At 73.9% G+C, this 24,151-nt stretch carries 17 protein-coding genes; 11 read left to right on the forward strand and 6 right to left on the reverse strand.

Features of this window, described 5'->3' with window-relative positions; all coding sequences use genetic code 11:
• Window positions 1-82 precede the first annotated feature (82 nt).
• A complete protein-coding gene (locus IF01_RS0128335) occupies window positions 83-466 on the forward strand; it encodes a BlaI/MecI/CopY family transcriptional regulator (protein ID WP_030396403.1) in 384 nt (127 codons plus the stop codon).
• On the forward strand, window positions 463-1,338 hold the full coding sequence (locus IF01_RS0128340; RefSeq protein ID WP_030396404.1) for a M48 family metalloprotease: 876 nt from the start codon (window positions 463-465) through the stop codon (window positions 1,336-1,338). The genes IF01_RS0128335 and IF01_RS0128340 overlap by 4 nt, the downstream gene beginning before the upstream one ends.
• 41 nt (window positions 1,339-1,379) lie before the next feature.
• On the opposite strand, the gene IF01_RS0128345 is transcribed toward IF01_RS0128340, so the two are convergent.
• On the reverse strand, window positions 1,380-2,408 hold the full coding sequence (locus IF01_RS0128345; protein ID WP_030396405.1) for a C40 family peptidase: 1,029 nt from the start codon (window positions 2,406-2,408) through the stop codon (window positions 1,380-1,382).
• A 397-nt stretch (window positions 2,409-2,805) separates the two neighbouring features.
• Here IF01_RS0128345 and IF01_RS0128350 point away from each other — a divergent pair, with 397 nt between their 5' ends.
• Genes IF01_RS0128350 through meaB form a run of 3 tightly spaced genes read left to right on the forward strand, consistent with a single transcriptional unit; the run spans window position 2,806 to window position 7,940 of the window.
• Complete coding sequence (locus IF01_RS0128350) at window positions 2,806-4,677, forward strand: methylmalonyl-CoA mutase family protein (protein WP_030396406.1); 1,872 nt, start codon at window positions 2,806-2,808, stop codon at window positions 4,675-4,677.
• Entirely contained in the window at window positions 4,674-6,929 is a 2,256-nt protein-coding gene (scpA, locus tag IF01_RS0128355; RefSeq protein ID WP_030396407.1) for a methylmalonyl-CoA mutase, read from the forward strand. The genes IF01_RS0128350 and scpA overlap by 4 nt, the downstream gene beginning before the upstream one ends.
• Window positions 6,930-6,941: 12 nt before the next feature.
• On the forward strand, window positions 6,942-7,940 hold the full coding sequence (gene meaB / locus IF01_RS0128360; protein WP_030396408.1) for a methylmalonyl Co-A mutase-associated GTPase MeaB: 999 nt from the start codon (window positions 6,942-6,944) through the stop codon (window positions 7,938-7,940).
• Here the strand turns inward: meaB and IF01_RS44370 are convergent.
• Entirely contained in the window at window positions 7,918-8,400 is a 483-nt protein-coding gene (locus IF01_RS44370) for an ATP-binding protein (protein WP_051756386.1), read from the reverse strand. The genes meaB and IF01_RS44370 overlap by 23 nt on opposite strands.
• A gap of 196 nt (window positions 8,401-8,596) precedes the next feature.
• Between IF01_RS44370 and IF01_RS42390 the strand changes: the two genes are divergently transcribed.
• The 3 genes from IF01_RS42390 to IF01_RS0128380 are packed head-to-tail and all read left to right on the forward strand — an operon-like array spanning window position 8,597 to window position 10,660.
• Window positions 8,597-9,844 (forward strand): helix-turn-helix domain-containing protein, encoded by a 1,248-nt coding sequence (locus tag IF01_RS42390; protein WP_030396410.1) that lies wholly within the window; start codon window positions 8,597-8,599, stop codon window positions 9,842-9,844.
• A gap of 11 nt (window positions 9,845-9,855) precedes the next feature.
• On the forward strand, window positions 9,856-10,329 hold the full coding sequence (locus IF01_RS0128375) for a hypothetical protein (protein ID WP_030396411.1): 474 nt from the start codon (window positions 9,856-9,858) through the stop codon (window positions 10,327-10,329).
• Between the two features lie 22 nt (window positions 10,330-10,351).
• The gene (locus IF01_RS0128380) at window positions 10,352-10,660 is read left to right on the forward strand and encodes a putative quinol monooxygenase (protein WP_030396412.1); all 309 of its coding nucleotides are present in this window, start codon (window positions 10,352-10,354) and stop codon (window positions 10,658-10,660) included.
• A gap of 106 nt (window positions 10,661-10,766) precedes the next feature.
• On the opposite strand, the gene IF01_RS0128385 is transcribed toward IF01_RS0128380, so the two are convergent.
• Entirely contained in the window at window positions 10,767-11,369 is a 603-nt protein-coding gene (locus tag IF01_RS0128385; protein WP_030396413.1) for a superoxide dismutase, read from the reverse strand.
• Between the two features lie 198 nt (window positions 11,370-11,567).
• On the opposite strand from IF01_RS0128385, the gene tsaD reads away from it, so the two are divergent.
• Together tsaD and IF01_RS0128395 are read left to right on the forward strand one after the other, a co-directional pair.
• The gene (gene tsaD / locus IF01_RS0128390; RefSeq protein ID WP_375341006.1) at window positions 11,568-12,635 is read left to right on the forward strand and encodes a tRNA (adenosine(37)-N6)-threonylcarbamoyltransferase complex transferase subunit TsaD; all 1,068 of its coding nucleotides are present in this window, start codon (window positions 11,568-11,570) and stop codon (window positions 12,633-12,635) included.
• Window positions 12,636-12,814: 179 nt separating this feature from the next.
• A complete protein-coding gene (locus tag IF01_RS0128395) occupies window positions 12,815-15,145 on the forward strand; it encodes a M9 family metallopeptidase (RefSeq protein ID WP_051756389.1) in 2,331 nt (776 codons plus the stop codon).
• Between the two features lie 107 nt (window positions 15,146-15,252).
• Here the strand turns inward: IF01_RS0128395 and IF01_RS0128400 are convergent, their stop codons facing one another.
• Window positions 15,253-21,219: a WD40 domain-containing protein gene (locus IF01_RS0128400; protein ID WP_051756392.1), complete on the reverse strand. Its 5,967-nt coding sequence runs from the start codon at window positions 21,217-21,219 to the stop codon at window positions 15,253-15,255.
• 160 nt (window positions 21,220-21,379) lie between these two features.
• On the opposite strand from IF01_RS0128400, the gene IF01_RS0128405 reads away from it, so the two are divergent.
• Window positions 21,380-22,582 (forward strand): ArsB/NhaD family transporter, encoded by a 1,203-nt coding sequence (locus tag IF01_RS0128405; RefSeq protein WP_244215653.1) that lies wholly within the window; start codon window positions 21,380-21,382, stop codon window positions 22,580-22,582.
• Between the two features lie 19 nt (window positions 22,583-22,601).
• On the opposite strand, the gene IF01_RS0128410 is transcribed toward IF01_RS0128405, so the two are convergent.
• Complete coding sequence (locus tag IF01_RS0128410; RefSeq protein WP_037781413.1) at window positions 22,602-23,453, reverse strand: inositol monophosphatase family protein; 852 nt, start codon at window positions 23,451-23,453, stop codon at window positions 22,602-22,604.
• Window positions 23,425-24,096 carry a hypothetical protein gene (locus tag IF01_RS0128415; protein WP_030396419.1) on the reverse strand — a complete coding sequence of 224 codons (672 nt, stop codon included), beginning with the start codon at window positions 24,094-24,096 and terminating at the stop codon, window positions 23,425-23,427. Before IF01_RS0128415 ends, IF01_RS0128410 begins: the two co-directional genes overlap by 29 nt.
• Window positions 24,097-24,151: the final 55 nt, after the last annotated feature.

Here is a 24,151-nt window from a genome sequence, read left to right on the forward strand (position 1 = left end):
CGGGGCGCGGCCGTACGATGGGCGGGCGCCGGGCACAGGAACAGGAGACCCGGGGGCGGGACGGCGGAGGAGCGGACGGGTGCTGCGCGGACTGGGCGATCTGGAGGCCGAGATCATGGACCGGCTCTGGTCCTGGGACCGGCCGGCCACCGTGCGCGAGATCGTCGACGACCTGCAGCGGCAGCGCCCCGTCGCCTACACCACCGTCAACACCGTCGCCGACATCCTGCACACCAAGGAGTGGCTGCGGCGGACCAAGGTCGGCCGGGCCTGGGTCTACGAGCCGACCTGCACCCGGGAGTCGTACACCGCGCAGCTGATGCACCAGGCGCTGGAGACCAGCCCGGACCGCGCCGGGGCCCTGCTGCACTTCGTCGACCGGATCAGCGGCGACGAGGCGACGGCCCTGCGCGCCGCCCTGGCACAGGTCGAGGCGCGGGGCGAGGCGCGGGGCGACGACCGGTGACCCTGGCCCTGCTGGCGCTCCACCTGCTCCTGGTCGGCGTCCTGCTCCCGAGGCGGCTGGCCGGCTCGCCGCGCCTCCAGTCCCGGCCGGCCCTCGGCGCCGCCGTCTGGCTCGCGCTGATGGCCTCCTTCGGCACCGGACTGCTGCTGGCCGCCCACCACCTGGTGGCGCCGCTCGGACACGAACCGGCCGGGCTCGTCGGCCTGCTCCCGCACCTGGAGCCGGCCGTCGCGCCGCACGCCCACGACTGGTGGGCCCCGGTCGCGGCCGCCGGCGCGGTCGCGGCGGTCACCGCCGTGCTCGCCGCGCGGGCCGCCCTGGCCCGGCGGCGGCACCGGGAGACGCTCGACCTGGTGGCCACCCGGGACCGGGGGCGCCGGCTGCTCGTCCTGGAGGACCCCCGGCCCGCCGTCTACTGCCTGCCCGGCCGCCGGGCCCGGGTGGTGGCCACCCGGGGCGCCGTCGACCTGCTGGACGAGCGCGGCCTCGCCGCCGCCGTCGCCCACGAGCACGGGCACCTGCACGGACGCCACCACCTGGTCCTGCTCGCCGCCGACACCTTCGCGCTCCTCCTCGGCCGGCTCCCGCTGGCCCGGCTCGGGCGGACCGAGGTGGCGCTGCTGCTGGAGATGGCGGCCGACGACGCCGCGCTCGCCCGGGTGACCCCCGGTGAACTCGCGGGCGCGCTCTACGCCCTGGCCACCGCCGGGAGCGGGGCGGGACCGGCCGGCATCGCCGCCGCGTCCACCGGCGTGCTCGCCCGGGTACGGCGCCTCGCCCGGACCCCCGCGCCCCCGGCCCCCGCCTACCGGCTGGCCGCCCTCGCCGCCCCGCTCCTCCCCTATCTGCTGGCCTGCGCCCCGCACCCGTAGCGCGCCGGGGGTGGCACCGGCGCCAGGGGTGCGGCCGTGCCTCAGGGCCGGACGGCGCCGACGTAGGGCATGGCGGAGATCGGGAGGACCTCCACGTTCTTCCCCGTGCGCGGAGCGTGGATCATCCTGCCGTCGCCGATGTAGAGGCCGACGTGGTGCAGGTCGCCGTAGAAGAAGACCAGGTCGCCCGGCTGGAGGTCGGCGCGGGCGATGCGGGCGCCGGCGTTCCACTGGGCCTGGGAGACGCGCGGCAGCTGGACCCCGGCCGCGCGGTAGGCGGCGCCGGTGAGGCCGGAGCAGTCGTAGCCGGACGGGCCGGTGGCGCCCCAGACGTACGGCTTGCCGAGCTCGGAGTAGGCGAACTGGACCACGGCGGCGGCCCGTCCGGAGACGGGGCCGGTGAAGGCGGGCCGCTCGGCGGCGGAGCGGGAGGCGCGGGTGGCGGCGGGCTCCTGGGCGTTGACCTTGGCCCGGTCGGCGGCGCTCAACTTGTTGAGCAGCGCCTGGGCCTTGGCCAGCTTGTCCTGGACCGCCTTCTTCTCGCCCGCGAGCGCGGTGGCCGCCTGGTCGAGCTGGGCGAGGGTGGCGGTCGCCTCGGCGCGGTCCTGGTCGAGCCGGCGCTGCTCGGCCAGGGCCTGGCGCAGCAGGGCCGCCTGCGAGTCGACGACCTGGTTCTGGGCGGCGGCCCGGGCCAGGTAGGCGCCGGGGTCGGAGTCGAGCATCAGCTGGACGGACGGGTCGATGCCGCCGTTGCGGTACTGGTCGGCCGCGACGGCGCCGAGCTGGGTGCGCAGTTCGTTCATCGCGTCCTGGCCCCGGGCCACCTTCTCCTGGATCCGGCTCGCCTCGCCCTGGAGCTTCTGCTGCTTCTCCTGGAAGCCGTTGTAGCGCTCGATCGACTGCTCGGCCTCCTCGTTGAGCCGGTCGACCTCCTCCTTCACGGTGGCGAGGCCCGGCGCCGGCTCGGCCTGGGCCGGTCCCGCGGTGAGGACGACGCCGCCGGCCATCGCGGTGGTGAGGACCGCCAGACGGGCCCGGCCGGGCGGGCTGGGCTTGCGGCGTTTTCCCATGGTGTGCGGTCTCCTGGCGGCGAGAAGGGGCGAAGTCCGGGCCGGAAGGACCGAACGGGGTGAATGGACTGAACAGAGCGAATGGAGCGGACGGGGTGAACACGGGCGGGTGAAAGGGCAGGCCGGCGTGCGCCGGGCGTGCGCGCCCGCTCCACCCGCGTTCTCCTAAGCAATTTAGTAGATAACCGCCGGGCTTGCGCAAGCCGCCTGCGGACAGCCACCGGGTCCGCCCGCCCCGGCCGGGCCCGCACCCCCTCACAACCCCCTCACGAGCGCCCTCGCGCACCCCCTCACAACCCCCTGGTGGCACCGGTAGTGCAACAGAGTGCACAGAGAGGGCAAGGTCACACCCTTCGCCTCTCCTGCGCCCCCGCGCACGGGCGCTAACCTGCGGGGCATGACGGTCCCGCCCGAAGGGCTTCCCCTGGCCGCCGAGTTCCCGGCCGCCCACCGCGAGCAGTGGCAGACCCTCGTCGAGGGTGTGCTCCGCAAGGCGGGGGCGCAGCCCGAGGACGGCGCCGCGGCCGAGCACGCGCTCGGTACCGCGCTCCAGGACGGGCTGCGCGCCCGCCCGCTGTACACCGCCGAGGACGCCCCGGCCGACCCCGGCCTCCCCGGCTTCCCGCCGTTCGTGCGCGGCGCCCGGCCGCAGGGCGCCTCGGTCTCGGGCTGGGACGTCCGCCAGCGGCACAGCGACCCCGATCCGCGCCGCACCAACCAGGCCGCACTGGCCGACCTGGAGCACGGCGGCGGTTCGCTCTGGCTGGAGCTCGGCGGCGCGGGCCTGCCGGTCACCGCGCTGGGCGAGGCGCTCACCGGTGTCTACCTCGACCTGGCCGGCGTGGTCCTCGACGCGGGTGCCGAGTTCCCCGCCGCCGCCGAGCAGCTGTTCGCGCTGTACCGCGAGCGCGAGGTCTCCCCCGGCTCCGCCGTCGCCACCCTGGGCGCCGACCCGCTCGGCCTCCAGGCCCGCACCGGCGACGCCGCGCGCACCGACGCCCTGCTCGCCGAGGCCGCCGCGCTCGCCACCCGCTGCGCCGAGGGCTTCCCCGGCGTGCGTGCGCTGGCCGTCGACGCCCTGCCGTACCACGGGGCCGGCGCCTCGCCCGCCCAGGAGCTGGGCGCCTCGGTCGCCACCGGCGTCGCCTACCTGCGCGCGCTCACCACCGCCGGCCTCTCCGTGGACGCCGCGCTCGGCCAGCTGGAGTTCCGCTACGCGGCGGACGCCGACCAGTTCCTGACGATCGCCAAGCTCCGCGCCGCGCGCCGGCTCTGGGCCCGGGTGGCCGAGGCCTCCGGCGCCACCCCGGCCGCCTCGGCGCAGCGCCAGCACGCCGTCACCTCCGACGTGATGATGACCGCCCGCGACCCGTGGGTGAACATGCTGCGCACCACCATCGCCTGCCTGGCCGCAGGTGTCGGCGGGGCCGACGCGGTGACCGTGCTGCCGTTCGACACCGCCGTCGGCCTGCCGGACGCCTTCGCCCGCCGGATCGCCCGCAACACCCAGGCGATCCTGCTGGAGGAGTCGCACCTGGCCCGGGTCGTCGACCCGGCCGGCGGCTCCTGGTACGTGGAACGGCTGACCGACGAACTCGCCCACGCCGCCTGGGCGTGGTTCCAGGAGATCGAGCGGGCCGGCGGCCAGCGCGCCGCCCTGGAGTCCGGCCTGGTCGAGGAGCGGATCGCCGCCACCTGGGCCGAGCGCTCGGTCCGGCTCGCCAAGCGGCGCGAACCGGTCACCGGCGTCAGCGAGTTCCCCAACCTCGGCGAGCAGGCGCTCGTCCGCGAGCCGGCCCCGGCCGGCCCCGGCGGCGGACTGCCGACGGTGCGGCGCGCCGAGGCCTACGAGGCACTGCGCGACCGCTCGGACGCACACCTCGCGGCCACCGGCGGGCGCCCGGCGCTGTTCCTGGCGTCGATCGGCACCGCCTCCGCGCACACCGCGCGCACCACCTTCGCCGCCAACCTGTTCCAGGCCGGCGGCATCGCCACCACCGCGCACGAGGGCACCGACCCGGCGGCCTTCGCCGAGGCGTTCGCCGCGAGCGGCGCCGCGGTGGCCTGCCTCTGCTCCAGCGACGCCCTGTACGGCGAGCACGCCGAGGCGGTGGCCGGCGCGCTCAAGGCGGCCGGCGCGCGACGCGTCCTGCTGGCCGGCCGCCCGGGCGAGAACCCGCCCGCGGACGTGGACGGCTTCGTCTTCGCCGGCGGCGACGCCGTCGCCGTCCTCACCTCCCTGCTCGACGAGATCGGAGTGGCCCGATGATCCCCGACTTCACCGCGATCGGGCTCGACCCGGACGCCGACGGCGCCTCCGCCGACCGTCCGGACGCCACGGCCACCACCAGCAGCGCCACGGCCACCGCCACCGAGGGCCAGTGGCGCGCCGCCTGGCGGCAGGCCACCGGCAAGGACGTCGACGAGCAGCTCTGGGACACCCCCGAGGGCATTGGCGTCAAGCCGCTGTACACCGCCGAGGACCTCGCCGGCCTGGACTTCCTGGGCACCTACCCGGGCATCGCCCCGTACCTGCGCGGCCCGTACCCGACGATGTACGTCAACCAGCCGTGGACGGTCCGGCAGTACGCCGGCTTCTCCACCGCCGAGGAGTCCAACGCCTTCTACCGCCGCAACCTGGCGGCCGGCCAGAAGGGCCTGTCGGTCGCCTTCGACCTGCCGACCCACCGCGGCTACGACAGCGACCACCCGCGGGTCACCGGCGACGTCGGCATGGCGGGCGTGGCGATCGACTCGATCTACGACATGCGCCAGCTGTTCGACGGCATCCCGCTGGACCGGATGTCCGTCTCGATGACCATGAACGGCGCGGTGCTGCCGGTACTGGCGCTGTACATCGTGGCGGCCGAGGAGCAGGGGGTGCCGCCGGAGAAGCTGGCCGGGACCATCCAGAACGACATCCTCAAGGAGTTCATGGTCCGCAACACCTACATCTACCCGCCGCAGCCCTCGATGCGGATCATCTCCGACATCTTCGCGTACACCTCGCAGAAGATGCCCCGGTACAACTCGATCTCCATCTCCGGCTACCACATCCAGGAGGCCGGGGCCACCGCCGACCTGGAGCTGGCCTACACCCTGGCCGACGGCGTCGAGTACCTGCGCGCCGGACTGGACGTCGGCCTGGACGTGGACGCGTTCGCCCCCCGGCTGTCGTTCTTCTGGGCGATCGGCATGAACTTCTTCATGGAGGTCGCCAAGCTGCGCGCGGCCCGGCTGCTCTGGGCCAAGCTGGTCAAGCAGTTCGACCCGAAGAACGCCAAGTCGCTGTCGCTGCGCACCCATTCGCAGACCTCCGGCTGGTCGCTCACCGCCCAGGACGTCTTCAACAACGTCGCCCGCACCTGCGTGGAGGCGATGGCCGCCACCCAGGGCCACACCCAGTCGCTGCACACCAACGCGCTGGACGAGGCGCTCGCGCTGCCGACCGACTTCTCCGCCCGGATCGCCCGCAACACCCAGCTGCTGCTGCAGCAGGAGTCCGGCACCTGCCGGGTCATCGACCCGTGGGGGGGCTCGGCCTACGTCGAGAAGCTCACCCACGACCTCGCGAACCGCGCCTGGCAGCACATCCAGGAGGTCGAGGCGGCCGGCGGCATGGCCAAGGCGATCGACGCCGGCATCCCCAAGCTGCGGGTCGAGGAGGCCGCCGCCCGCACCCAGGCGCGGATCGACTCCGGCCGCCAGCCGGTGATCGGCGTCAACAAGTACCGGGTGGAGAGCGACGAGCAGATCGACGTGCTCAAGGTCGACAACTCCGCGGTGCGCGCCGCCCAGATCGAGAAGCTGCGCCGGCTGCGCGCGGAGCGCGACGAGACCGCCACCCGCGCCGCCCTGGACGCGCTCACCCGGGCCGCCGAGGCCGGGCCCTCGCGCGGCGGCTCGCTCGACGGCAACCTGCTGCACCTGGCCGTGAACGCGGCCCGCGCCAAGGCCACCGTCGGCGAGATCTCCGACGCCCTGGAGAAGGTGTACGGCCGCCACTCGGGCCAGATCCGTACCATCTCCGGTGTGTACCGAGACGAAGCGGGCGCCTCCGCCCCCCTGCAGCGCACCCGGGAACTGGTCGAGCGGTTCGAGCGGGCCGAGGGCCGCCGCCCGCGCATCCTGGTCGCCAAGATGGGCCAGGACGGCCACGACCGCGGCCAGAAGGTGATCGCCACCGCCTTCGCCGACCTCGGTTTCACCGTGGACGTCGGCCCGCTGTTCCAGACCCCGGCCGAGGTCGCCCGGCAGGCCGTCGAGGCGGACGTGCACATCGTCGGCGTCTCCTCGCTCGCCGCCGGCCACCTCACCCTGGTGCCCGCGCTGCGCGCCGAACTCGCCGCCGCCGGACGCGAGGACATCACCATCGTGGTCGGCGGGGTGATCCCCCCGCAGGACTTCGACGCCCTCTACGAGGCGGGCGCCGCGGCGGTCTTCCCGCCCGGCACGGTGATCCCGGAGGCCGCCTACGACCTCCTCAAGTCGCTCGCCGCCGACCTCGGCCACGAGATCTGAGGCCCGGGTCGGATGCCGCCCCGGACGATCGACCTCGACAGCTACGCGACGGGTGTACGGGAGGGCTCGCGCGCGTACATCGCGCGGGCCATCACCCTCGTCGAGTCCACCCGGCCCGACCACCGCGCGCTGGCGCAGCAGCTGCTGACGAGGCTGCTGCCGCACTCCGGCGGGGCGGTCCGGGTGGGCATCACGGGGGTGCCCGGGGTCGGCAAGTCGACCTTCATCGACGCCTTCGGCACCATGCTCACCGCGCAGGGCCACAAGGTCGCGGTGCTGGCCGTCGACCCGACCTCCAGCCGGACCGGCGGCTCGATCCTGGGTGACAAGACCCGGATGGAACGCCTGGCGGTGGACCCGAACGCCTTCGTCCGGCCGTCCCCGACCTCCGGCACCCTCGGCGGGGTGGCCAAGGCCACCCGGGAGTCGATGCTGGTGATGGAGGCGGCGGGCTACGACGTGGTGCTGATCGAGACGGTCGGCGTCGGCCAGTCGGAGACCACCGTGGCCGGCATGGTCGACTCCTTCCTGCTGCTCTCCCTGGCCCGCACCGGCGACCAGTTGCAGGGCATCAAGAAGGGCGTCCTGGAACTCGCCGACGTCATCGCGGTCAACAAGGCCGACGGCCCGCACGAACTCGACGCCAAGGCCGCCGCCCGCGAACTCGCTGGCGCGCTCAGGCTGTTGCAGGCCCCCGACGCGCCGTGGACGCCGCCCGTGCTCACCTGCTCGGGCCGCGACGGCGGCGGCCTGGACGTGCTCTGGGAGCGCCTCCAGCAGCACCGCAAGGTGCTGGACGCGACCGGCGCGCTGGCCGCCAAGCGCCGCGACCAGCAGGTCGAGTGGACCTGGGCGATGGTCCACGACCAGCTGCTCGCCCGACTCCACTCCCACCCCGAGGTGGGCCGCCTGGTCCCGGAGCTGGAGCGCCGGGTGCGCGAAGGCACGATGACCGCCACGCTGGCGGCGGACAGAATCCTGGACGCCTTCAGCACGCCACCGGCGAGCTGAACACGAGGCCGAGCGCCGTGCCCCACCCATGCGTGGGGCACGGCGCTTCGTGCTGCTCGGAGACCTCGAACCAGACCACCTTCCCCGGGCCTTCGGGGTACCAGCCCCACGCAACGGCCAGGGCTTCCACCAGCAACAGCCCGCGCCCACTGGTCGCTTCGGCCCCGCGCTCCCGCCTCGGGAGCGCGGGGCACCGGTCGGTCACCTCAACTCTCAGGCGCCCCAGCCGCCGCAACACCGTTACGACGCAGCGGTCCCCGGTGTGCAACAGCGCATTGGCGATCACCTCACTGGCACACAGCTCCAGGTCCCTGAGGGCGTCGTCCGCGAGCGGCACACCCCATTCCCGCACGATCGCCCCCACCAGCCACCGCGCCGCCGGCACCGCCTCCGGTGCCGGCGGCGCCCCCCATTCCAGCGGAACCGGGAACCGGGCACTGCTGAGCGGGCTGACCACCATGAACGCCTCCACGTCGACGGGGCAGGATTGCTGCCGGTGCGAGGCCGCGCGTCGAACAGAGCGACCTGTCACCGACAGTCAACAACTGGTCACGTGTGTGGGACGATCGATGATGCGGCGCCCGCATACGCGTATGCGGGCGCCGCATCGGAGCGCGTCACCGGCCCCGGGTGGGCCCGTAGCTTTGGGTGGGCTGGTGAACTGGAACTCGGTCGTGGTCCGGGAAGCGTCCCGGACCGGGAACTACGGCAAGGTCGTCGAACTGGCCCGAATCCACCGGCGGCTGACCCAACTGCAGTTGGGTACGGCGTGCGGACTGTCGCAGTCGGCCGTCTCCCGGCTGGAGAAGCGCGGCAGCGGACCGTACGCCATGGACGTCCTGCTGCGGATCTCACGACATCTGGAGATCCCGCCGGCCGTGCTGGGCCTGGCCGGCCCGCCGACGCGGACGACGAAGGGAGGCGAGAACGTGAAAAGGCGTCAGTTCCTGGGCGCGGCGGCGTCGATCGCCGTCACCGTGCCCGTTCTCGCCGTCGTCGACCACGTCATGGACGAGACCGAGCCGCAGGCGTCGGCGCTCCGGCTCGCCACAACCTCGTACCGGAGGCTGGACGGATCGACGCCCTCCCGCGAGCTGGCCGAGGCCGTGCACGCGCATCTGCGGCTGATTCAGGGACTCATGCGCACAGCGCCGACCGAAGCCGCACGGATCGGACTCGCCGGTGTCGCGAGCGAGGCCGCGAGCCTGGCGGCCTGGCTGGCCTGGGACATGGGCGACCACGGCTCGGCGCGTTCGTTCTACGGGGCCGCGATCAAGGCGGCCCGGTCGAGTTCGAACCCACTCCTCACGGCCTACCAGTCAGGAAGTCTCGCCCAGTTCGAAGCGCACTCCGGCAACGCCGTCCAAGCGCTGAGCCTTGCACGAAGCGCTCGAAGGTGCCTCGAACCGGACTCTCCGCCGATCGCCGACGCCTGGCTCTCGTCGGTCGAGGCCCTGGGACATGCCGCTGCGGGCGATCGGCGCAGCGCCGATCGCGCGTTGACGCGGAGCCGGGCAGTGATCGAAGGCAGCTCGGACGGGGAACGACCGCCCTGGCCCTGGGTGTTCACCTTCGACGAATCCAAGATCGCCGCGGTCCGCGTCAACTGTGGCGCCAAGTTGGGGCTCTCCGCATGGACGTCCGAGGGCGTCCACTCCCCGGCCGCCACCGGTCACGCGAAACAGCGGGCGTTGCTGTTCATGGATGTGGCGGCGGGCCACCTGGCCGCGGGGCAGGTCGAGGCGGCGTTCGCGCTCGGCGGCCAAGCCCTGGAGATCGGTCTCCAGTACCGCTCGGGACGGATCGTCGAAAGAGGCCGTTCCCTGCGGAGATCGTTCAGCACGTCCTCGCCGTCCAAGGCCGTCCGTGAATTCGACGAGCGGCTGCACGGCGTCCACCTCTAGGAAGGAGCACGATGCGGATCGGGATCACGGGGCACCGGGGGTTGGACGCCGAGCTGGAGCGGAAGGTCCGACAGTTGCTGGCCGACTCACTGGCGGGCGAAGACACGTCCGAACTCACCGTCGTGTCCTGCATCGCGGACGGGCCGGACGCGTGGATCGCCGAGCTCGCGCTCGACCGGGGTGCCCGGCTCGAAGTGGTCGTCCCCGCCGAGCGGTACCGCGAGGGCCTGCCGGAGTGGCACCACCCGGTCTACGACCGTCTCCTCCGGGACGCCTCCGAGCAGCACCGCACCGGCCGGGCGGAGTCCGACGAGGCAGCCCACATGGCCGGGAGCGAGCTGCTCGTCGGCCAGGTCGACCGGCTGATCGCCGTCTGGGACGGCCTGCCCGCCCGGGGCTTCGGCGGGACTGCGGACGTGGTCGCCCACGCGCGGCGGCTGGGCGTTCCCGTCCAGGTGCTCTGGCCCGCCGGGGCCCGGCGCTGAGCGATCGAGGAAGGGGAGGAGCATGGGATTCGGCCTCGTTGTACGGTTCGTGGCCCGTGATGCGACAGCCGCTCACGCCTTCGACGAACTGGCACGGGAAGCACTCGAAGGGATCCGCGCGAAGGAGCCCGGGACTCTCGTCTACGTCAATCACGCCGTGCCGGACGAGCCGCGGGTCCGGGTCTTCTACGAGCTGTACGCGGACCGCGAGGCGTTCGAGGAGCACGAGCGGCAGCCCCATGTCCGCCGGTTCCTGGCGGAGCGCGGCCGGTACCTCGAATCGTTCGAGGTCACGCTCCTGGACGAGATCGATGGCAAGGGGTCTGCCTGACGTGCACGAAAGGGCCCCCGGACGGTTCGCACCGTTCGGGGGCCCTTCGTTACCTGCCCTGCCCTGGGTCAGGTGATTTTGGGCGACTCACCCCAGAAAGGAGGGGTCAGGCGCTCTTCGCCGCCGTGAAGCGGGCCGAGACGTCCTGCCAGTTGACGACGTCCCACAGGCGGGTGACGTAGTCGGGGCGGACGTTGCGGTACTGCAGGTAGTAGGCGTGCTCCCAGGCGTCGAAGGCCAGCAGCGGGGTGGTGCCCTGGCCGACGTTGCCGTGGTGGTCGTAGACCTGCTCGACGATCAGGCGGCCGGCCAGCGGCTCCCAGGAGAGGATGCCCCAGCCCGAGCCCTGGACGCCGGTGGTGGCGGTGGTCAGCTGCTTCTTGAAGGCGTCGAAGCTGCCGAAGTGCTCGGTGATGGCGTCGGCCAGCTCGCCCTCGGGGCGGTCGCCGCCCTCCGGGGAGAGGTTCTGCCAGAACAGCGAGTGCAGCACGTGGCCGGACAGGTGGAAGGCGAAGGTCTTCTGCAGCCCGACCAGGCCGCCGAACTGCTCCTTGTCCCGCGCCTCGGCGAGCTGCTCCAGGGTGTCGTTGGCGCCCTTGACGTACGCGGCGTGGTGCTTGGAGTGGTGCAGCTCCAGGATCTCCGCGGACATCGCGCGCTCCAGCGCGGAGTAGTCGTACGGGAGGTCGGGAAGCGAGTAGGTGCTCATCAGGAGACGGGCCCTTTCGGCGAGTTCAACGGTGACGATCGTGCCGGGTCAACACTATTGCGTATCAGTTGCAGAAACTAAGCACCGGCTCCTGCGTATTCCTCCCACCCCGGAGATCTTCACCGCGGATCCTTGTTGCACAATAGTTGCAGGTAGTAGACGCAAGCAATAAGGGTGGACACTGTGGCCGGATCGCCGGTGGTGCTGGGCATCGAGTCGTCCTGCGACGAGACCGGCGCGGGGCTGGTGCGCGACGGCGTGCTGCTCGGCCAGGCGGTGGCGTCCTCGATGGACGAGCACGCCCGCTACGGCGGCGTGGTCCCCGAGATCGCCGCCCGCGCGCACCTCCAGGCGATGGCGCCGGTGGTCGACGAGGCCCTGCGGCGGGCCGGGCTCACCCTGGCCGACATCGGCGCGGTGGCGGTGACGACCGGTCCGGGCCTGGCCGGGGCGCTGCAGATCGGGGTGGCGGCCGCCAAGGCGTACTCCTTCTCGCTCGGCGTCCCGCTGTACGGGGTGCACCACCTCGCCGGGCACGTGGCCGCCGCGACGCTCGACGGCGGTCCGCTGCCGGACCCGTGCATCGTGCTCATCGTCTCCGGCGGGCACACCTCGCTGCTGCTGGTGCGCGACCTGGCCCGCGACCCCGTCGTCCACCTCGGGGACACCCTGGACGACGCGGCCGGCGAGTGCTTCGACAAGGTCGCCCGGATCCTGCACCTGCCCTACCCGGGCGGTCCGGCGATCGACCGGGCGGCCCGGGACGGCGACCGGCGCGCGGTGCGCCTCCCGCGCCCCCTGAGCGGACCGAACGACCCGCCCTACGCCTTCTCCTTCTCCGGCCTGAAGACCGCCGCCGCCCGCTGGGTGGAGGGACAGCGGGCCGCCGGCACCGAGCCGAACGTCCCGGACGCGGCCGCCGCACTCCAGGAGGCGATCGCCGACGTACTGACCCGCAAGGCCGTCAGGGCCTGCCTGGACCACGGGATCGGCACGCTGGTGGTGGTCGGCGGGGTGGCCGCCAACTCGCGGGTGCGGGAGCTGGCCGAGCGGCGCTGCGCCTCGGCCGGGATCGCGCTGCGGGTGCCGCCGCTGCGGCTGTGCACCGACAACGGGGCGATGGTCGCGGCCGTCGGCGACCTGCTGGTCCGGGCCGGCGCCGAGCCGGCGCCGGCGGACCTCTCGGTCGACCCCTCGGCCCCGCTGGAGGCCGCGGCGCTCACCCCGCGGGCCGCCGCCGCACGCCCTGCCGCACCGGCCGCCTGAGCCCTACCAGGACAAATGCCCCACCACGGGGCCCCCTGACAACGTTTCGGTTGCGGCGAACGATTATTCGACGCCCGGGCCTTCCCGGCGGCTGGCGGTGTGTGCCATTTTACATGTCACACATCGAGTGGCCGCGCCCCCCAAATCGCGGCCCCGAACGGCCCCGGAGGCCCCCACAGATGCGTCCCTCCCGGATAAACACGGCCAACGCGCGCAAGCTCCCTGCGCTCGGCGCGGCCTTCTTCATCGCCCTCGGACTGTTGGCCCCGCAGGCCTCCCAGGCCGCCCCGGCCGGCGCCGCCACCCCGACCGGCACCAAGGCCGCGACCTCCACCCCGCGGTCGATCCCGGTCCCCAAGTCGCCCGATGCCAAGAGCACCAGCGCCTACAAGATCTCCGCCCAGGACAGCACCACGGCGCACACCCCGCCGGCCGCTCCGGTCACCGCTCCGGTCAAGGCCGCCAAGGGCTTCTCGGCCGCCGCCGCGGACCCCTGTCCCGACCTGTCCGGGGTGCTCAACGCCTCGGGCAGCGCCCTGGTCCAGCAGCTCAAGGCCCTGCCGCGGGTCGAGTGCACCTGGCCGCTGTTCAACATCGACGTCAACGCCTCGGGCTCCGCCTTCCGCGAGGCCAACATGGTGACCGTCGCCAACGCGCTGCGCGACGCCGCCCCGGCCTACCCGGGCGACAACAGCACGGCCGTCGGCCAGCTGGTGCTCTTCCTGCGGGCGGGCTACTACCTGCACGAGACCAACCCGAACGCCATCGGCAGCTACGGCCCGACGCTGGCCGCCGCCACCCGCGGCGGGCTGGACGCGTTCTTCGCCAACAACCACAGCAAGGACGCCACCGCCGCCAACGGCGACCTCATGGTCGAGGTCGTCAAGGTGATCGGCCAGACCGACACCCTCGGCCGCTACGCCGGCTACTTCAAGTGGCTGCTCGACAACTACACCGGCACCTGGCCCGAGCGGATGACGGCCACCGTCGCCGAGTTCGACTGGGTCCTCAAGGACGGCTTCGCGGCCGCCAACGACAGCAAGGGCTGGAAGGCCGCCCTCAAGGCCGACCCCAGCATCCTGAACTCCTGGTCCGGCTTCATCACCCGCAACGACTCGCTGCTGAACCGCTTCGACATCGTCAGCAACATCGGCCGCTACCTCGGTTACGCGCTGGACGTGCCGGAGCTGAAGACCCAGCTGCGACCGATCATGAAGGACCTGATCAACCGCTACCCGAACGTCGGCCCGACCGCCCCGATCACCATGAACCTGGGCTGGGCGACGCGCAAGTTCGACAAGGGCCACTGCGCGGACTTCGGCATCTGCGACCTGAACACCCGCCTCATGCCGGTCATCCTGCCGATCCAGAAGGTCTGCAACGACGGCCTGAAGATCAAGGCCCAGGACATGTCCCCGGGTCAGCTTGCGACCACCTGCACCAGCCTGATCAACCAGGATGCCTACTTCCACAAGATCATCGGTGACAAGGGCGCCATCCCCGGCGATGTGAACACCAACCTCGAGGTCGTCGCCTTCGACGACTACGACCAGTACTCGCTGTACGCCTGGGCCTTCTACGACATCGACGTCGACAACGGCGGCATGTACGAGGAGGGCAACCCGGCGGTGGCCGGCAACCAGGCCCGCTTCATCGCCCACGAGGCGTCCTGGATCCGCCCGGAGTTCCAGATCTGGAACCTCAACCACGAGTACACCCACTACCTCGACGGCCGCTACAACATGTACGGCGACTTCGAGGCCGGCATCGTGACCCCGACCATCTGGTGGGTCGAGGGCATCGCCGAGAACATCTCCTACGGTTACCGCAACGTGCGCAACGCCGACGCGATCGCCGAGGCCGCCAAGAAGACCTACAAGCTCAGCGAGCTCTTCGACACCGTCTACGACCAGACCGCCGACGCCGACGTCAACTCCAACCGGGTCTACCGCTGGGGCTGGCTGGCCACCCGCTACATGCTGCAGCAGCACCGCTCCGACATGGACGCCGTGCTCGCCAAGTACCGCACGGGTGACTGGAACGGCGCCCGCACCATCCTGAAGACCACCATCGGCACCCGCTACGACGCCGACTTCAGCAACTGGCTCGGCGCCTGCGCCACCAACGACTGCGGCCCGCTCCCGGAGGCCCCGACCGGCCCGGTCACCCCGACCACCCCGGTCTGCACCATCCCGGACACCCGCCAGTTCGACAACAACTGCCGCCGGGACAACCTGGCCGCCGCCACCGGCAACTACAGCTACCACTTCCTGAACCTGCCGGCCGGCGTCAAGACGCTGACCATCACCAGCAGCGGCGGCACCGGCAACGCCGACCTGTACTACGGCGGCTCCAACTGGGCCACCACCAGCAACTTCCTCGCCAAGTCCACCAACGCCGGCAACGGCGAGACGCTGACGATCACCAACCCGCCGGCCGGCTGGGTCTACTTCAGCCTCGCCGCCCAGCAGGGCTTCGCGGGCACCACCCTCTCCGTGCAGTACCAGTAGCAGCACCCCCGGGCATCAGCACTGCCCCAGGAGGCCTCGTCACGTGTGACGGGGCCTCCGTCGTGCGCCCCGCTCCCCGCCGACCGTGGCCGAGGAACCGGCGGGGATCAGAGCAGGGCCTCCGGGGGGAGGCGGTGGACGCCGGGGAGGTGGGAGTCGAGTTCGCCCGGTTCGAAGCGGCACATGCCGACGGCGTGCCAGAACTCGCCGGCGACGTCGCCCTCGCACTTGTAGGCGCCGGAGGGCAGCAGGGCGGCCCAGCCGTCGGGGGTGCCGAGCAGGGTGGCGAGCGCGGTGGGGCGGCCCTCCGCGGGGATGCGCCAGAGCCGGATCGTGCCGTCCTCGCCGCCGCTGGCCAGCAGGGAGCCGTCCGGGCTGAACGTGACGGCCAGGATCCGGCCGGTGTGGCCGCGCAGCCCCGCCACCTCGGTGCCGGCGAGCGGGTCCCAGAGCCGGACCACCCGGTCGTCCCCGGCGGTGGCGAGCAGCGGGCGGCTCGGGTGCGCGGCGGCGGTCCACAGCCGACCGACGTGGCCGGTCAGCCGGTGCCGGACGGCCCGGTCCACCCAGATCACCGCGGTGCCGTCCCAGGAGGCGCTGGCCAGCCAGGTGCTGTCGGCGGCCGGCGAGACGGCGTACACCCGGTCGGTGTGGCCGTCGAGTTCGGCCACCACCCGCCCGGCATCGATGTCGGAGATCCGCACCCGGCTGTCGTCGCAGCCGGTCAGCAGCTGCCGCCCGTCCGGGCTGAACGCGATCGAGCGGACCCGGCCCCGGTGCTCGCGGAGCGTGTTGAGGTGGGCGCCGGTGCGCCGGTACCAGATCCGGACGGTGTCGTCGTCGTTGGCGGTGGCCACCAGGACGCCGTCGGCGCTGAACGCCTCCGCCCAGACGTGCTCGGTCTCGACGTCCATCTCGCGCAGGTACTCGCCGGTGCGGGCGTTCCACAGGCACAGGTCGCCGTCGTTGGTGGCGGTGGCCAGCACCGCCTCCTCCGGGCTGAACACGGCCGAGACCAGCCGGCTGCTGCGGCCCGAGAGCTCGCGCAGCCGGCGGCCGGTGGACGGCTCCCACAGCCGGACCCGGCCGTCGTTGCCGCCGGCCGCCAGCAGGGTGCCGTCGCCGCTGAAGGTGAGCGAGCCGATCCGCCGGCCGTGGCCGCGCAGCAGCTGGCGGCTGCGGCCCGAGGACGGGTCCCAGAGCCGGACCCGGCCGTCGTTGGCGCCGGTGACCAGCAGCGGGTCGCTCTCCGCGCCGCCCCGGCCGGAACCGGGCCGGAACCGGCAGGCCCAGACCGAGCCCCGGTGCTCGGGCGGCTGCCGGCGCAGCGGCGTCACCTCCCGGGCGCCGCCGGTGCCGTCGGCGGGGCCGACCCGCCAGACCCGGACGCCGCCGTCGCTGTCACTGGCCGCGAACCGGGTGCCGGCCTCGTCGAAGGTGACCTGGTAGATCTTGCCGGTGGAGTCCTCCGGGCGGCCGACCGCGGTGCCGTCGAGCGGGTTCCAGAGCCGGATCTGGCCCTCGGTGTCGCCACTGGCGAGCAGGTCGCCCTCGGGGTGGAAGGCGAGGGTGTAGATCCGTCCGGCGTGGCCGGGCATGCTGTGGCGCAGCCGGCGGGAGGCGACCTCCCAGATCCGCACGGTGCCGCCGGTGCCGTCGTCGGGGCCGCCGTCGGCGGTGGCCACCAGGGTGCCGTCCGGGCTGAACGCGGAGCGGTAGAGGGTGCCGCGGTGGCCGGGGAGTTCGGCGAGCCGGCGGCCGTTCGCGGTGGACCACAGCCGGCCGCCGCCGCGCTGGTCACCGGTGACCAGCAGGGCGCCGTCGGGGCTGAACACGGCCGTGTAGACGGGCGCGGCGTGGCCGGGCAGGCGGTGCCGGGGCTCGCCGGTGACGGTGTCCCAGAGGGTGACCACGCCGTTGAGGTCGCCGGTGGCGACCAGCCGTCCGTCCCGGGCGAGCGAGAGCGGCCAGACGCCGCCGGGGTGCACGTCGAGGCGGTGGCGGCACTCGCCGGAGACCGGGTCCCAGAGCCGGACGGTGCCGTCGGCGCTGCCGGTCGCGAGCACGTCGTCGGCGAACTTGACCGAGTAGACCCGCCCGATGTGGTCCTTGAGGGTGCGCAGGGCGATGCCGGTGACGGCGTCGCAGATCAGCACGCTGCCGTCCTCGGAGCCGACGGCGAGCAGATGGCCGTCGCGGCTGAAGGCGACCGGTTCGGGCAGCCGGGTGGAGCGCACGTCGAAGCCGTAGGGGACGCCGACCTCGGAGGGACTGAACCCGGCCTCGACCGGCAGCCCGGGGGCGATCGCGGCGGCGCGCAGCTCGGGGGCGGCGAGCACCTCCTCGTCGGTGACGGCGGAGATCAGCGCGGACCGCTGCCAGTGGCTGCCGCGCAGCCGGGCGCCGCGCAGGTCGGTGCGGACCAGCCGGGCGCCGCGCAGATCGGCGAAGCGCAGGTCCGCGCCGGTGAGGTCGGCGGAATCGAGGCGGGCGCCGGCCAGCCGGGCGCCGCGCAGGTCCGCGCCCGAGAGGTTGGCGCCGAGCAGCCGGGCGCCGCGCAGGTCCGCGCCGAACAGGTCGACGCCGGACAGGTCGCGGTGCGACAGGTCCTCGCCGGCCAGGGTGGCACCGCGCAGGTCGGTGTGGGCGGGGACGCGCAGCCGGTCGAGCACCTTGACGGCGTTGAGCCGGGCCGCCTCGGTGGCGGTCTCGGGGGCGTCCAGGACGGAGCGGGCCCACTGCTGGCAGGCCTGGTGGTCGGCCAGGTCGCAGAGGAACTCGACGGCGAGCCGGCTGAGCGGGCCGCGGGCGAGCAGGGTGGTGTCCGCGCGGGCCAGCGCCTCGGCGGCGGCGCGGGCGACCAGCCACTCCCCCACCGAGCCGTGGATGAAGTGGAACATGCCCTCGTCGGAGCGGACCAGCAGGCTGCCGGAGCCGACGGCGTGGGCGACCTGCGGGGTGGGCATCCGGTTCTCGGCGAGGCCGTTGAGCACATTGGCGATGTCGACGATCTCGTCCAGCGGGATGGAGCTGCGCCCGCTTTCCCACAGCCGCAGGGCGAGCAGGGTGACGGCCTGCCAGAGCTGGTCGAGCCCGAGTCCGGGCGCGGCGCCGGGGCCGCCGTGGCCGCGGCGCTCCTCGAACCGCAGCCAGGAGGTGAACACCTCCTCGTACAGGCCGGCGGCGCTGAGTGCCCGCCCGGCGCCGGCGACGGCGCGCAGCCGGTCGTGGTCGAGGTCGGCGACGAAGCTCAGCAGCCGGGGGTTGCGGCACAGCGCGAGCAGGTCGGGGACGGCCTCCAGCAGCCGCATCCGGCGGCTCGCGGTCTCCTCGTCGCCGTAGCGGTTGCCGAGGTAGCCGCGGATCTGGTGCGGGGTGAAGTCCTGGACGGCGATCAGCCGGCGCTGCGGGAGCAGGCCGACCCGCTCGCCGAGGGCGGTGAGCACCTGCTCGTGGGAGCTGAAGTGCTGGGTGCGGCTGGTGACGACGATCTTGGCGTTGTCCACGGCCGCGTCCAGCAGCACCTGGAGGTGGTCGGCGGCGCGTTCGTAGCTGACCCGGTTGACCAGCTCGTCGAAGCCGTCGAACAGCAGCACCACCCGCCCCTGCCGGAGCATGTAGCGGAAGGCCCGCAGGTCGAGGGTGTCGATGCCGTGCTCGGTGAGGTGGGCGGCGACCAGGCCGTCCAGCGAGTGCGCCTTGTCGAGCGCGCTGAGTTCGATGAACAGGGGTGCCAGGTGCGGGAGTTCGGCGGGCAGCCGGCGGGCCAGCTCGCGCAGGGCGAAGGTCTTGCCGCGGCCGAAGTCGCCGAGCAGCAGCACGAAGCGGCCGTGGTCGGAGTCCAGCAGCCGCAGCAGTTCGTCGACCAGGCCCTCGCGCTCGTCGGCGTCGGGGCGTTCGGCGTCGCGGTAGCGCTGGGCGAGGTAGAGGTCGGGGTGGTACTGGCTGTCGGTGGAGAGCCGTTCGGTCTGGGCGCCGACGTAGCCGCGCAGGTCCAGCAGGCCCTGGAACTCCAGGAAGCTGCGCAGCCGCACGCCGCGGCGGCGGGCCCGGTCGCGCAGGTCGCGGGAGGGCGGCGGGCCGTCGTGGACGAGTTCCGCGTCGAGCCCGGCGCCGTCGCCGTGCACGGCGTCGACGAACTGCTCGACCTCCTGCTCGGTGGGGGTGCCGACGCAGGCGGCCACCCGCTGCTGGCGGACCAGCCCGGACTCGGCCCAGGTGACGAAGAGCTGGGTCGTGGTACCGGCCACCGGGCGGATCTGGGCGCCGGGGTGGCGGGTGCGGCAGACCTCGGCGACCCGGGCCAGCAGGGCCTCCTGGGGGGAGGCGAGGGCGCGGGTCTCGTGGTCGGTGTCGGCGGGTGCCCGGGACTCCTCCAGTTGCGGGGGTCCGGAGCGGGGGGTCGGCGCGGGGACGGGGAAGGCGCGCTCGGCGCGGCGCCAGGCGACGGTGAGGCGGTGGGGGGTGGTGGGGCCCGCGGTGGCCCCGGGGGTGGGGCTGCCCGGTGCGGAGGCGGGCCAGCGGGTGAGGCCGTCGCGGGTGAGCCGCAGCAGTTGGTGGGCGCCGGGGGCGGTGGCGCCGAGCACGGGCAGTTCGCCGGCCGTGGTGGTGAGCAGGTGCGGGGGGAGCGGGCGCGCGGCGGGGCCGCGGCCGGGGCCGCCGGAGTCGGTGGCGGCGTCGGTGGCGGGGCCGTGCAGCAGCAGGTGGAGGCGGGGGGCGGTGAGCCGGGTGAAGCGGTCGGCGTCGCGCAGCGGTCCGACGCCTCCGGCGGGCCCCGGCCCGGCCTGTCCGGCGGCGACCGGGTGCCTGACCGCGCCGATCCGCAGCCACCCGTCGTTCTCGTAGGGGCGCAGCGCCTGGGCGAACCAGGCCGCCTGCTCGGGCCCGAGCCAGCCGTAGCGGTCCTCGGGCCGGTGGGTCCAGGCCATCGAGGAGTTGAGCCCGGCGACGACGGTGCCGAGTTCGGGCACCGGGAAGAGCGTCCAGGGCTGGGCGCTGTCGAAGACCACGTCCAGGCCCTGGTAGAACTCCTGGAACAGCCGGGAGTAGTGCCGCCACTTGGGCCAGTACGGTGCGGCGGGCCGCAGTTCGTCGGCCTCGCAGGTGGCGAAGTAGGCGCGGGAGGCGGCCTGGCTGACGTCCAGGCCGCCGGGCAGGACGGCCACCCGGTGCGGTTCGAGCCCGAGCAGGGAGCGGATCCCGGTCAGGAAGGTCAGCGCCTGCTCGCACTCGCGGGGGCTGCCGGTGGCGGTGAGGTCGCCGGTGACGACGACGAGTTCGGGCGCGGGGGCTCCGGCGTCGGCGAGTTCGACGAGGTCGCCCCAGAGGGCCGACTGGAGGTCCACCGGGTCGGCGCCCCGGCCGAAGGCGGGGCCGGCCAGGTGGAGGACGGAGACCTCCTCGCGTCCGGCGGCGCGGCCGGCGGCCTGCGGGTACTCGGGCCGGGCGGAGGGGCGGCGGCGCCCGGCCCGGCCGGTGTCGCTGCCCGGGCGGGGGGCGGGGACGAGGTCCTGGGCGGTGCCGGTGCCGGTGCCACTGCCGCTGCCCGTGCCTGTGCCTGTGCCTGTGCCCGTGCCTGCCGCCGGGCCGTTCCCGTTGCCCGGGTAGCCGGGGGACAGTTCGGGGCGGGCCCGGCCGTCCATCGCCTGCGCGACCCGGGTGAGCAGCAGCCCCCGGGCGCGGTCGGGCTCGGTGACGCCGACCAGGTCGATGTAGGTGAGGGTGGCGAGCAGGCCGTCCACCGGGATGTCCTCGATCCGGACCGTCACCAGTCGCCGCTCCGGGTCGTCCGGGTCGGCGCGCAGCGCGGCCTGCCACTCCATCCGGCCGTAGCGGGAGCGCTCGTAGTTGCGCGAGAGCAGCGCGATCACCGCGGCGGACTCGGTGATGCCCCGGTCCATGAAGTCGACGAAGTTGGTCCCGGGCACGAAGTCCCAGGCCTGGAGGAAGGCCCGGTAGCCCGCCTCCTCCAGGGTCCAGGCGATCCAGGCCGCCCAGCGCTCGTCGGCCGGAGAGTAGCTGATGAAGAAGTCGATCGGCCCGGGGCCACCCGGGATCGCGTCAAGAGCCCCCATGGGAGGAGCTTATGACCGATCGGGAGGGGCTCAACCCTGTTTCACCGCAATGGATTCGGGTGGTTTTTCGGTCGCTCGGCACGAACACCCGGTCGAGCGGTGGCCGGATGTTCGCACGGCGGCCTCGCCCCGAAACCCCTCGTGTGCGACCCTGACGTCCGTGTTCGCATACCGGCCCGCCGTCAAACGGCTTCATCCCCTGGACCTGCTGGCGGCGGGGCTGCTCGCCTGCGGCCTGCTGTTCCTCGCCACCGGGCTCCTCCCGACGGACGCCGCCGGGTCGGCCTTCCAACGGATCGTGCCGCTGCTGGCCTTCCTGGGCTCGGTGATCGTGCTCGCCGAGCTGACCAGCGCGGCCGAGGTGTTCGACGTGGTCGCGGCCTGGGTGGCACGGGCCGGGCGGGGCAGCTATCCCGCGCTGTTCCTGCTCTGCGTCGGCTTCGCCGCGCTGACCACCACCGTGCTCAACCTCGACACCACCGCCGTGCTGCTGACCCCCGTCATGCTGGCCCTCGCCACCCGGGTCGGCATCGCCCCGCTGCCGCTGGCCATGACCACGGTCTGGCTGGCCAACACGGCGAGCCTGCTGCTGCCGGTCTCCAACCTCACCAACCTGCTGGCCGCCGACCGGGTCGCGCTCTCCCCGGCCGGCCTGGCCCGCGCCATGTGGGCGCCGCAGCTGGCCGCGCTGCTGGCCACCATGGCCTGCCTGTGGGCCTTCTACTGGCGGCGCGGACGGCGCGGCGCGGACGACTACCGGCCGCCGGCCGCCCACCGGCCCGGGGACCGGGTGCTGTTCCGGATCTGCGCGCTGGCCTGCATCGGCTTCCTGGTGGCCAGCCTGGCGGCGGTCGTCCCGCTCTGGGTGGCCTCGGGCGCGGCGGCCGCCGTCGTGGTCGCGGCCTTCGCGCTGCGACGGCCGGAGGCGCTGCGGGCCTCGTTGGTCCCGTGGCGGCTGCTGGTGATGGTGCCCGGCATGTTCCTGGTGGTGCAGACGGTGGACGCGCACGGGCTGCACCGGCTGCTCGCCGACGCGATCGGCACCGACGGCGGCACCCTCGGCCTGTTCCGGGCCTCGGCGGTCGGCGCGGGCCTGTCCAACCTGCTGAACAACCTGCCCGTCTACCTGGCCGGGGAGGCCGCGGTCCCGGCGGGCAACCACACCCAGCTGCTGGCGCTGCTGATCGGCACCAACGTCGGCCCGCTGGTGGCCCCCTGGGCCTCGCTGGCCACCCTGCTCTGGTACGAGCGCTGCCGCTCGGCCGGCCTGCGGGTGCCGCTGCGCGGGGTGGCCGGGGCGAGCGCGGTGCTGGCGGTCGGCGGCGTCGCCCTGGCGACGGCGGCGCTGGCGCTGACGGCCTGAGAGCTGCTCCGCCGAGGTGTCAGCCGGCCCCGGCCCCGGCGACCAGGTCGAGCAGGTAGGGCAGCAGCTCCGGACGCCCCGCGACATAGCTGCGGGCCGTCTCCGGCTGCCCGGTCCGGGGGCTGAACGGTCCACCGTCCAGCCCCCGGACCTGCACCCCCGCCTCGGTGGCCAGCAGACAGCCGGCCGGCAGGTCGATCTCCTCCGCCCGGTAGCCGACGAAGCCGTCGATCAGCCCGCCGGCCAGCAGGGCCCAGGTCAGCAGCGGCGCCCAGAGCTGCAGCACCCGGCGGGCACCGCCCTCCAACCCGTCCTTGAGCGCCCGCGCCACCGGGTCGCCGCCCACCCTGTGCCCCTGCGTCCACCCGAGCACGGGGCGTCCGGCGCCGGACGGCCGCGCCGGCAGCCGCAACCGCCCCCCGGGCCCGTACGCCCCCGCACCGCGCACCGCCCGCCAGGTACGGCCGGCCACCGGGTCGTGCACCACCCCGAGCACCGGCTCCCCGTCCACGCACAGCGCGATGCCCACCACGTACGCCGGCAGGCCGACGACCACGTTGTTGCTGCCGTCCAGCGGGTCGACCAGCCAGGTGCGGCGGCTGCCGGGCGGCCCGGCCACCTCGCCGCCCTCCTCGGCCCGGATCCGGTCGGCGGGGAAGCGCCCGGCCAGCCGCCGGGTGACCAGCTCCTCGGCGAGCAGGTCGAGTTCGGTGACCACGTCGCCGTCCGTGCCCTTGCTGTCCACCCGGAAGGCGTCCAGGAAGCGCGACCTCAGCAGTGCGCCCGCCGCCTCGGCGGCCTCCACCGCCACCCGGCACTCCTCCGCGAACCCGCCCGCCCCGTCACCCGGGGCCGCCGACGTACCGTCCACCGATCCTCCTGGCGACCTCCCCCGCGATCCGGGCCGTCCGGTCCGCGTCGCACAACCGCCGCACCACCCGCCGGGCGCCCCCGTCCACCGGCCCCAGCACCACGTCCACCGGCCCCGGCACGGTGCGGCCCAGCACCACGGTGGCGGCGGCCCGGCCGTCCGGCAGCGCCGTGACATGGAACTCCCCCGCCGCCAGCGTGTACGTCTCGCCCCGCCCGCTGACCTCCTCGCCCAAGGGCTCCCAGCGGACCAACCGCGCCGTGGGCCGGACCTCGTCCACCCCGGCGGCCGCGTCGCTGTACACCTCGAAGGCCCGGTGGCTCGGCCGCACGGCCTCGTCGTACACACCGACCCGCAGATTGCCGACCCGCCCGTACAGCACGCTGCTCTTCAGCTCCCAGCTGTGACAGTGGATCTCGCGCCGCCCGGCAGCCCTGACCGGGTCGAACACGTGCACACACACCCCGAGCGCGCCCTCGCGCAGCACCGGCAGACAGTAGAACCCCAGCGGATGGTCCACCGCCCGCAGCACCCGTCTGCCGTCCGCCACCTCCGCCAGCAGCCCGCCCACCAGACCGTCCAGCCCCGGCCCGGCGGCAGTGCGCCCGGCGGCCCGGTCGAGCGTCGTGAAGAGTTCGTTCATCGCTCCCCCAGTGTCCCCCGTCAACATGCTAGGCCCGGGGACGAGTTGGCGGCCA

Source organism: Kitasatospora purpeofusca (genome assembly GCF_000718025.1).
Taxonomy (GTDB): domain Bacteria; phylum Actinomycetota; class Actinomycetes; order Streptomycetales; family Streptomycetaceae; genus Kitasatospora; species Kitasatospora purpeofusca.

Excerpts from the sequence above, each read along its gene's own strand:
- IF01_RS0128350 (WP_030396406.1), top strand. The coding sequence starts at position 2,806 with ATGACGGTCCCGCCCGAAGGGCTTCCCCTGGCCGCCGAGTTCCCGGCC.
- IF01_RS0128385 (WP_030396413.1), bottom strand. The coding sequence starts at position 11,369 with ATGAGCACCTACTCGCTTCCCGACCTCCCGTACGACTACTCCGCGCTG.
- IF01_RS0128400 (WP_051756392.1), bottom strand. The coding sequence starts at position 21,219 with ATGGGGGCTCTTGACGCGATCCCGGGTGGCCCCGGGCCGATCGACTTC.
- IF01_RS0128395 (WP_051756389.1), top strand. The coding sequence starts at position 12,815 with ATGCGTCCCTCCCGGATAAACACGGCCAACGCGCGCAAGCTCCCTGCG.
- scpA (WP_030396407.1), top strand. The coding sequence starts at position 4,674 with ATGATCCCCGACTTCACCGCGATCGGGCTCGACCCGGACGCCGACGGC.
- IF01_RS0128345 (WP_030396405.1), bottom strand. The coding sequence starts at position 2,408 with ATGGGAAAACGCCGCAAGCCCAGCCCGCCCGGCCGGGCCCGTCTGGCG.
- IF01_RS0128415 (WP_030396419.1), bottom strand. The coding sequence starts at position 24,096 with ATGAACGAACTCTTCACGACGCTCGACCGGGCCGCCGGGCGCACTGCC.
- IF01_RS0128375 (WP_030396411.1), top strand. The coding sequence starts at position 9,856 with ATGCGGATCGGGATCACGGGGCACCGGGGGTTGGACGCCGAGCTGGAG.
- IF01_RS0128380 (WP_030396412.1), top strand. The coding sequence starts at position 10,352 with ATGGGATTCGGCCTCGTTGTACGGTTCGTGGCCCGTGATGCGACAGCC.
- meaB (WP_030396408.1), top strand. The coding sequence starts at position 6,942 with ATGCCGCCCCGGACGATCGACCTCGACAGCTACGCGACGGGTGTACGG.
- IF01_RS44370 (WP_051756386.1), bottom strand. The coding sequence starts at position 8,400 with ATGGTGGTCAGCCCGCTCAGCAGTGCCCGGTTCCCGGTTCCGCTGGAA.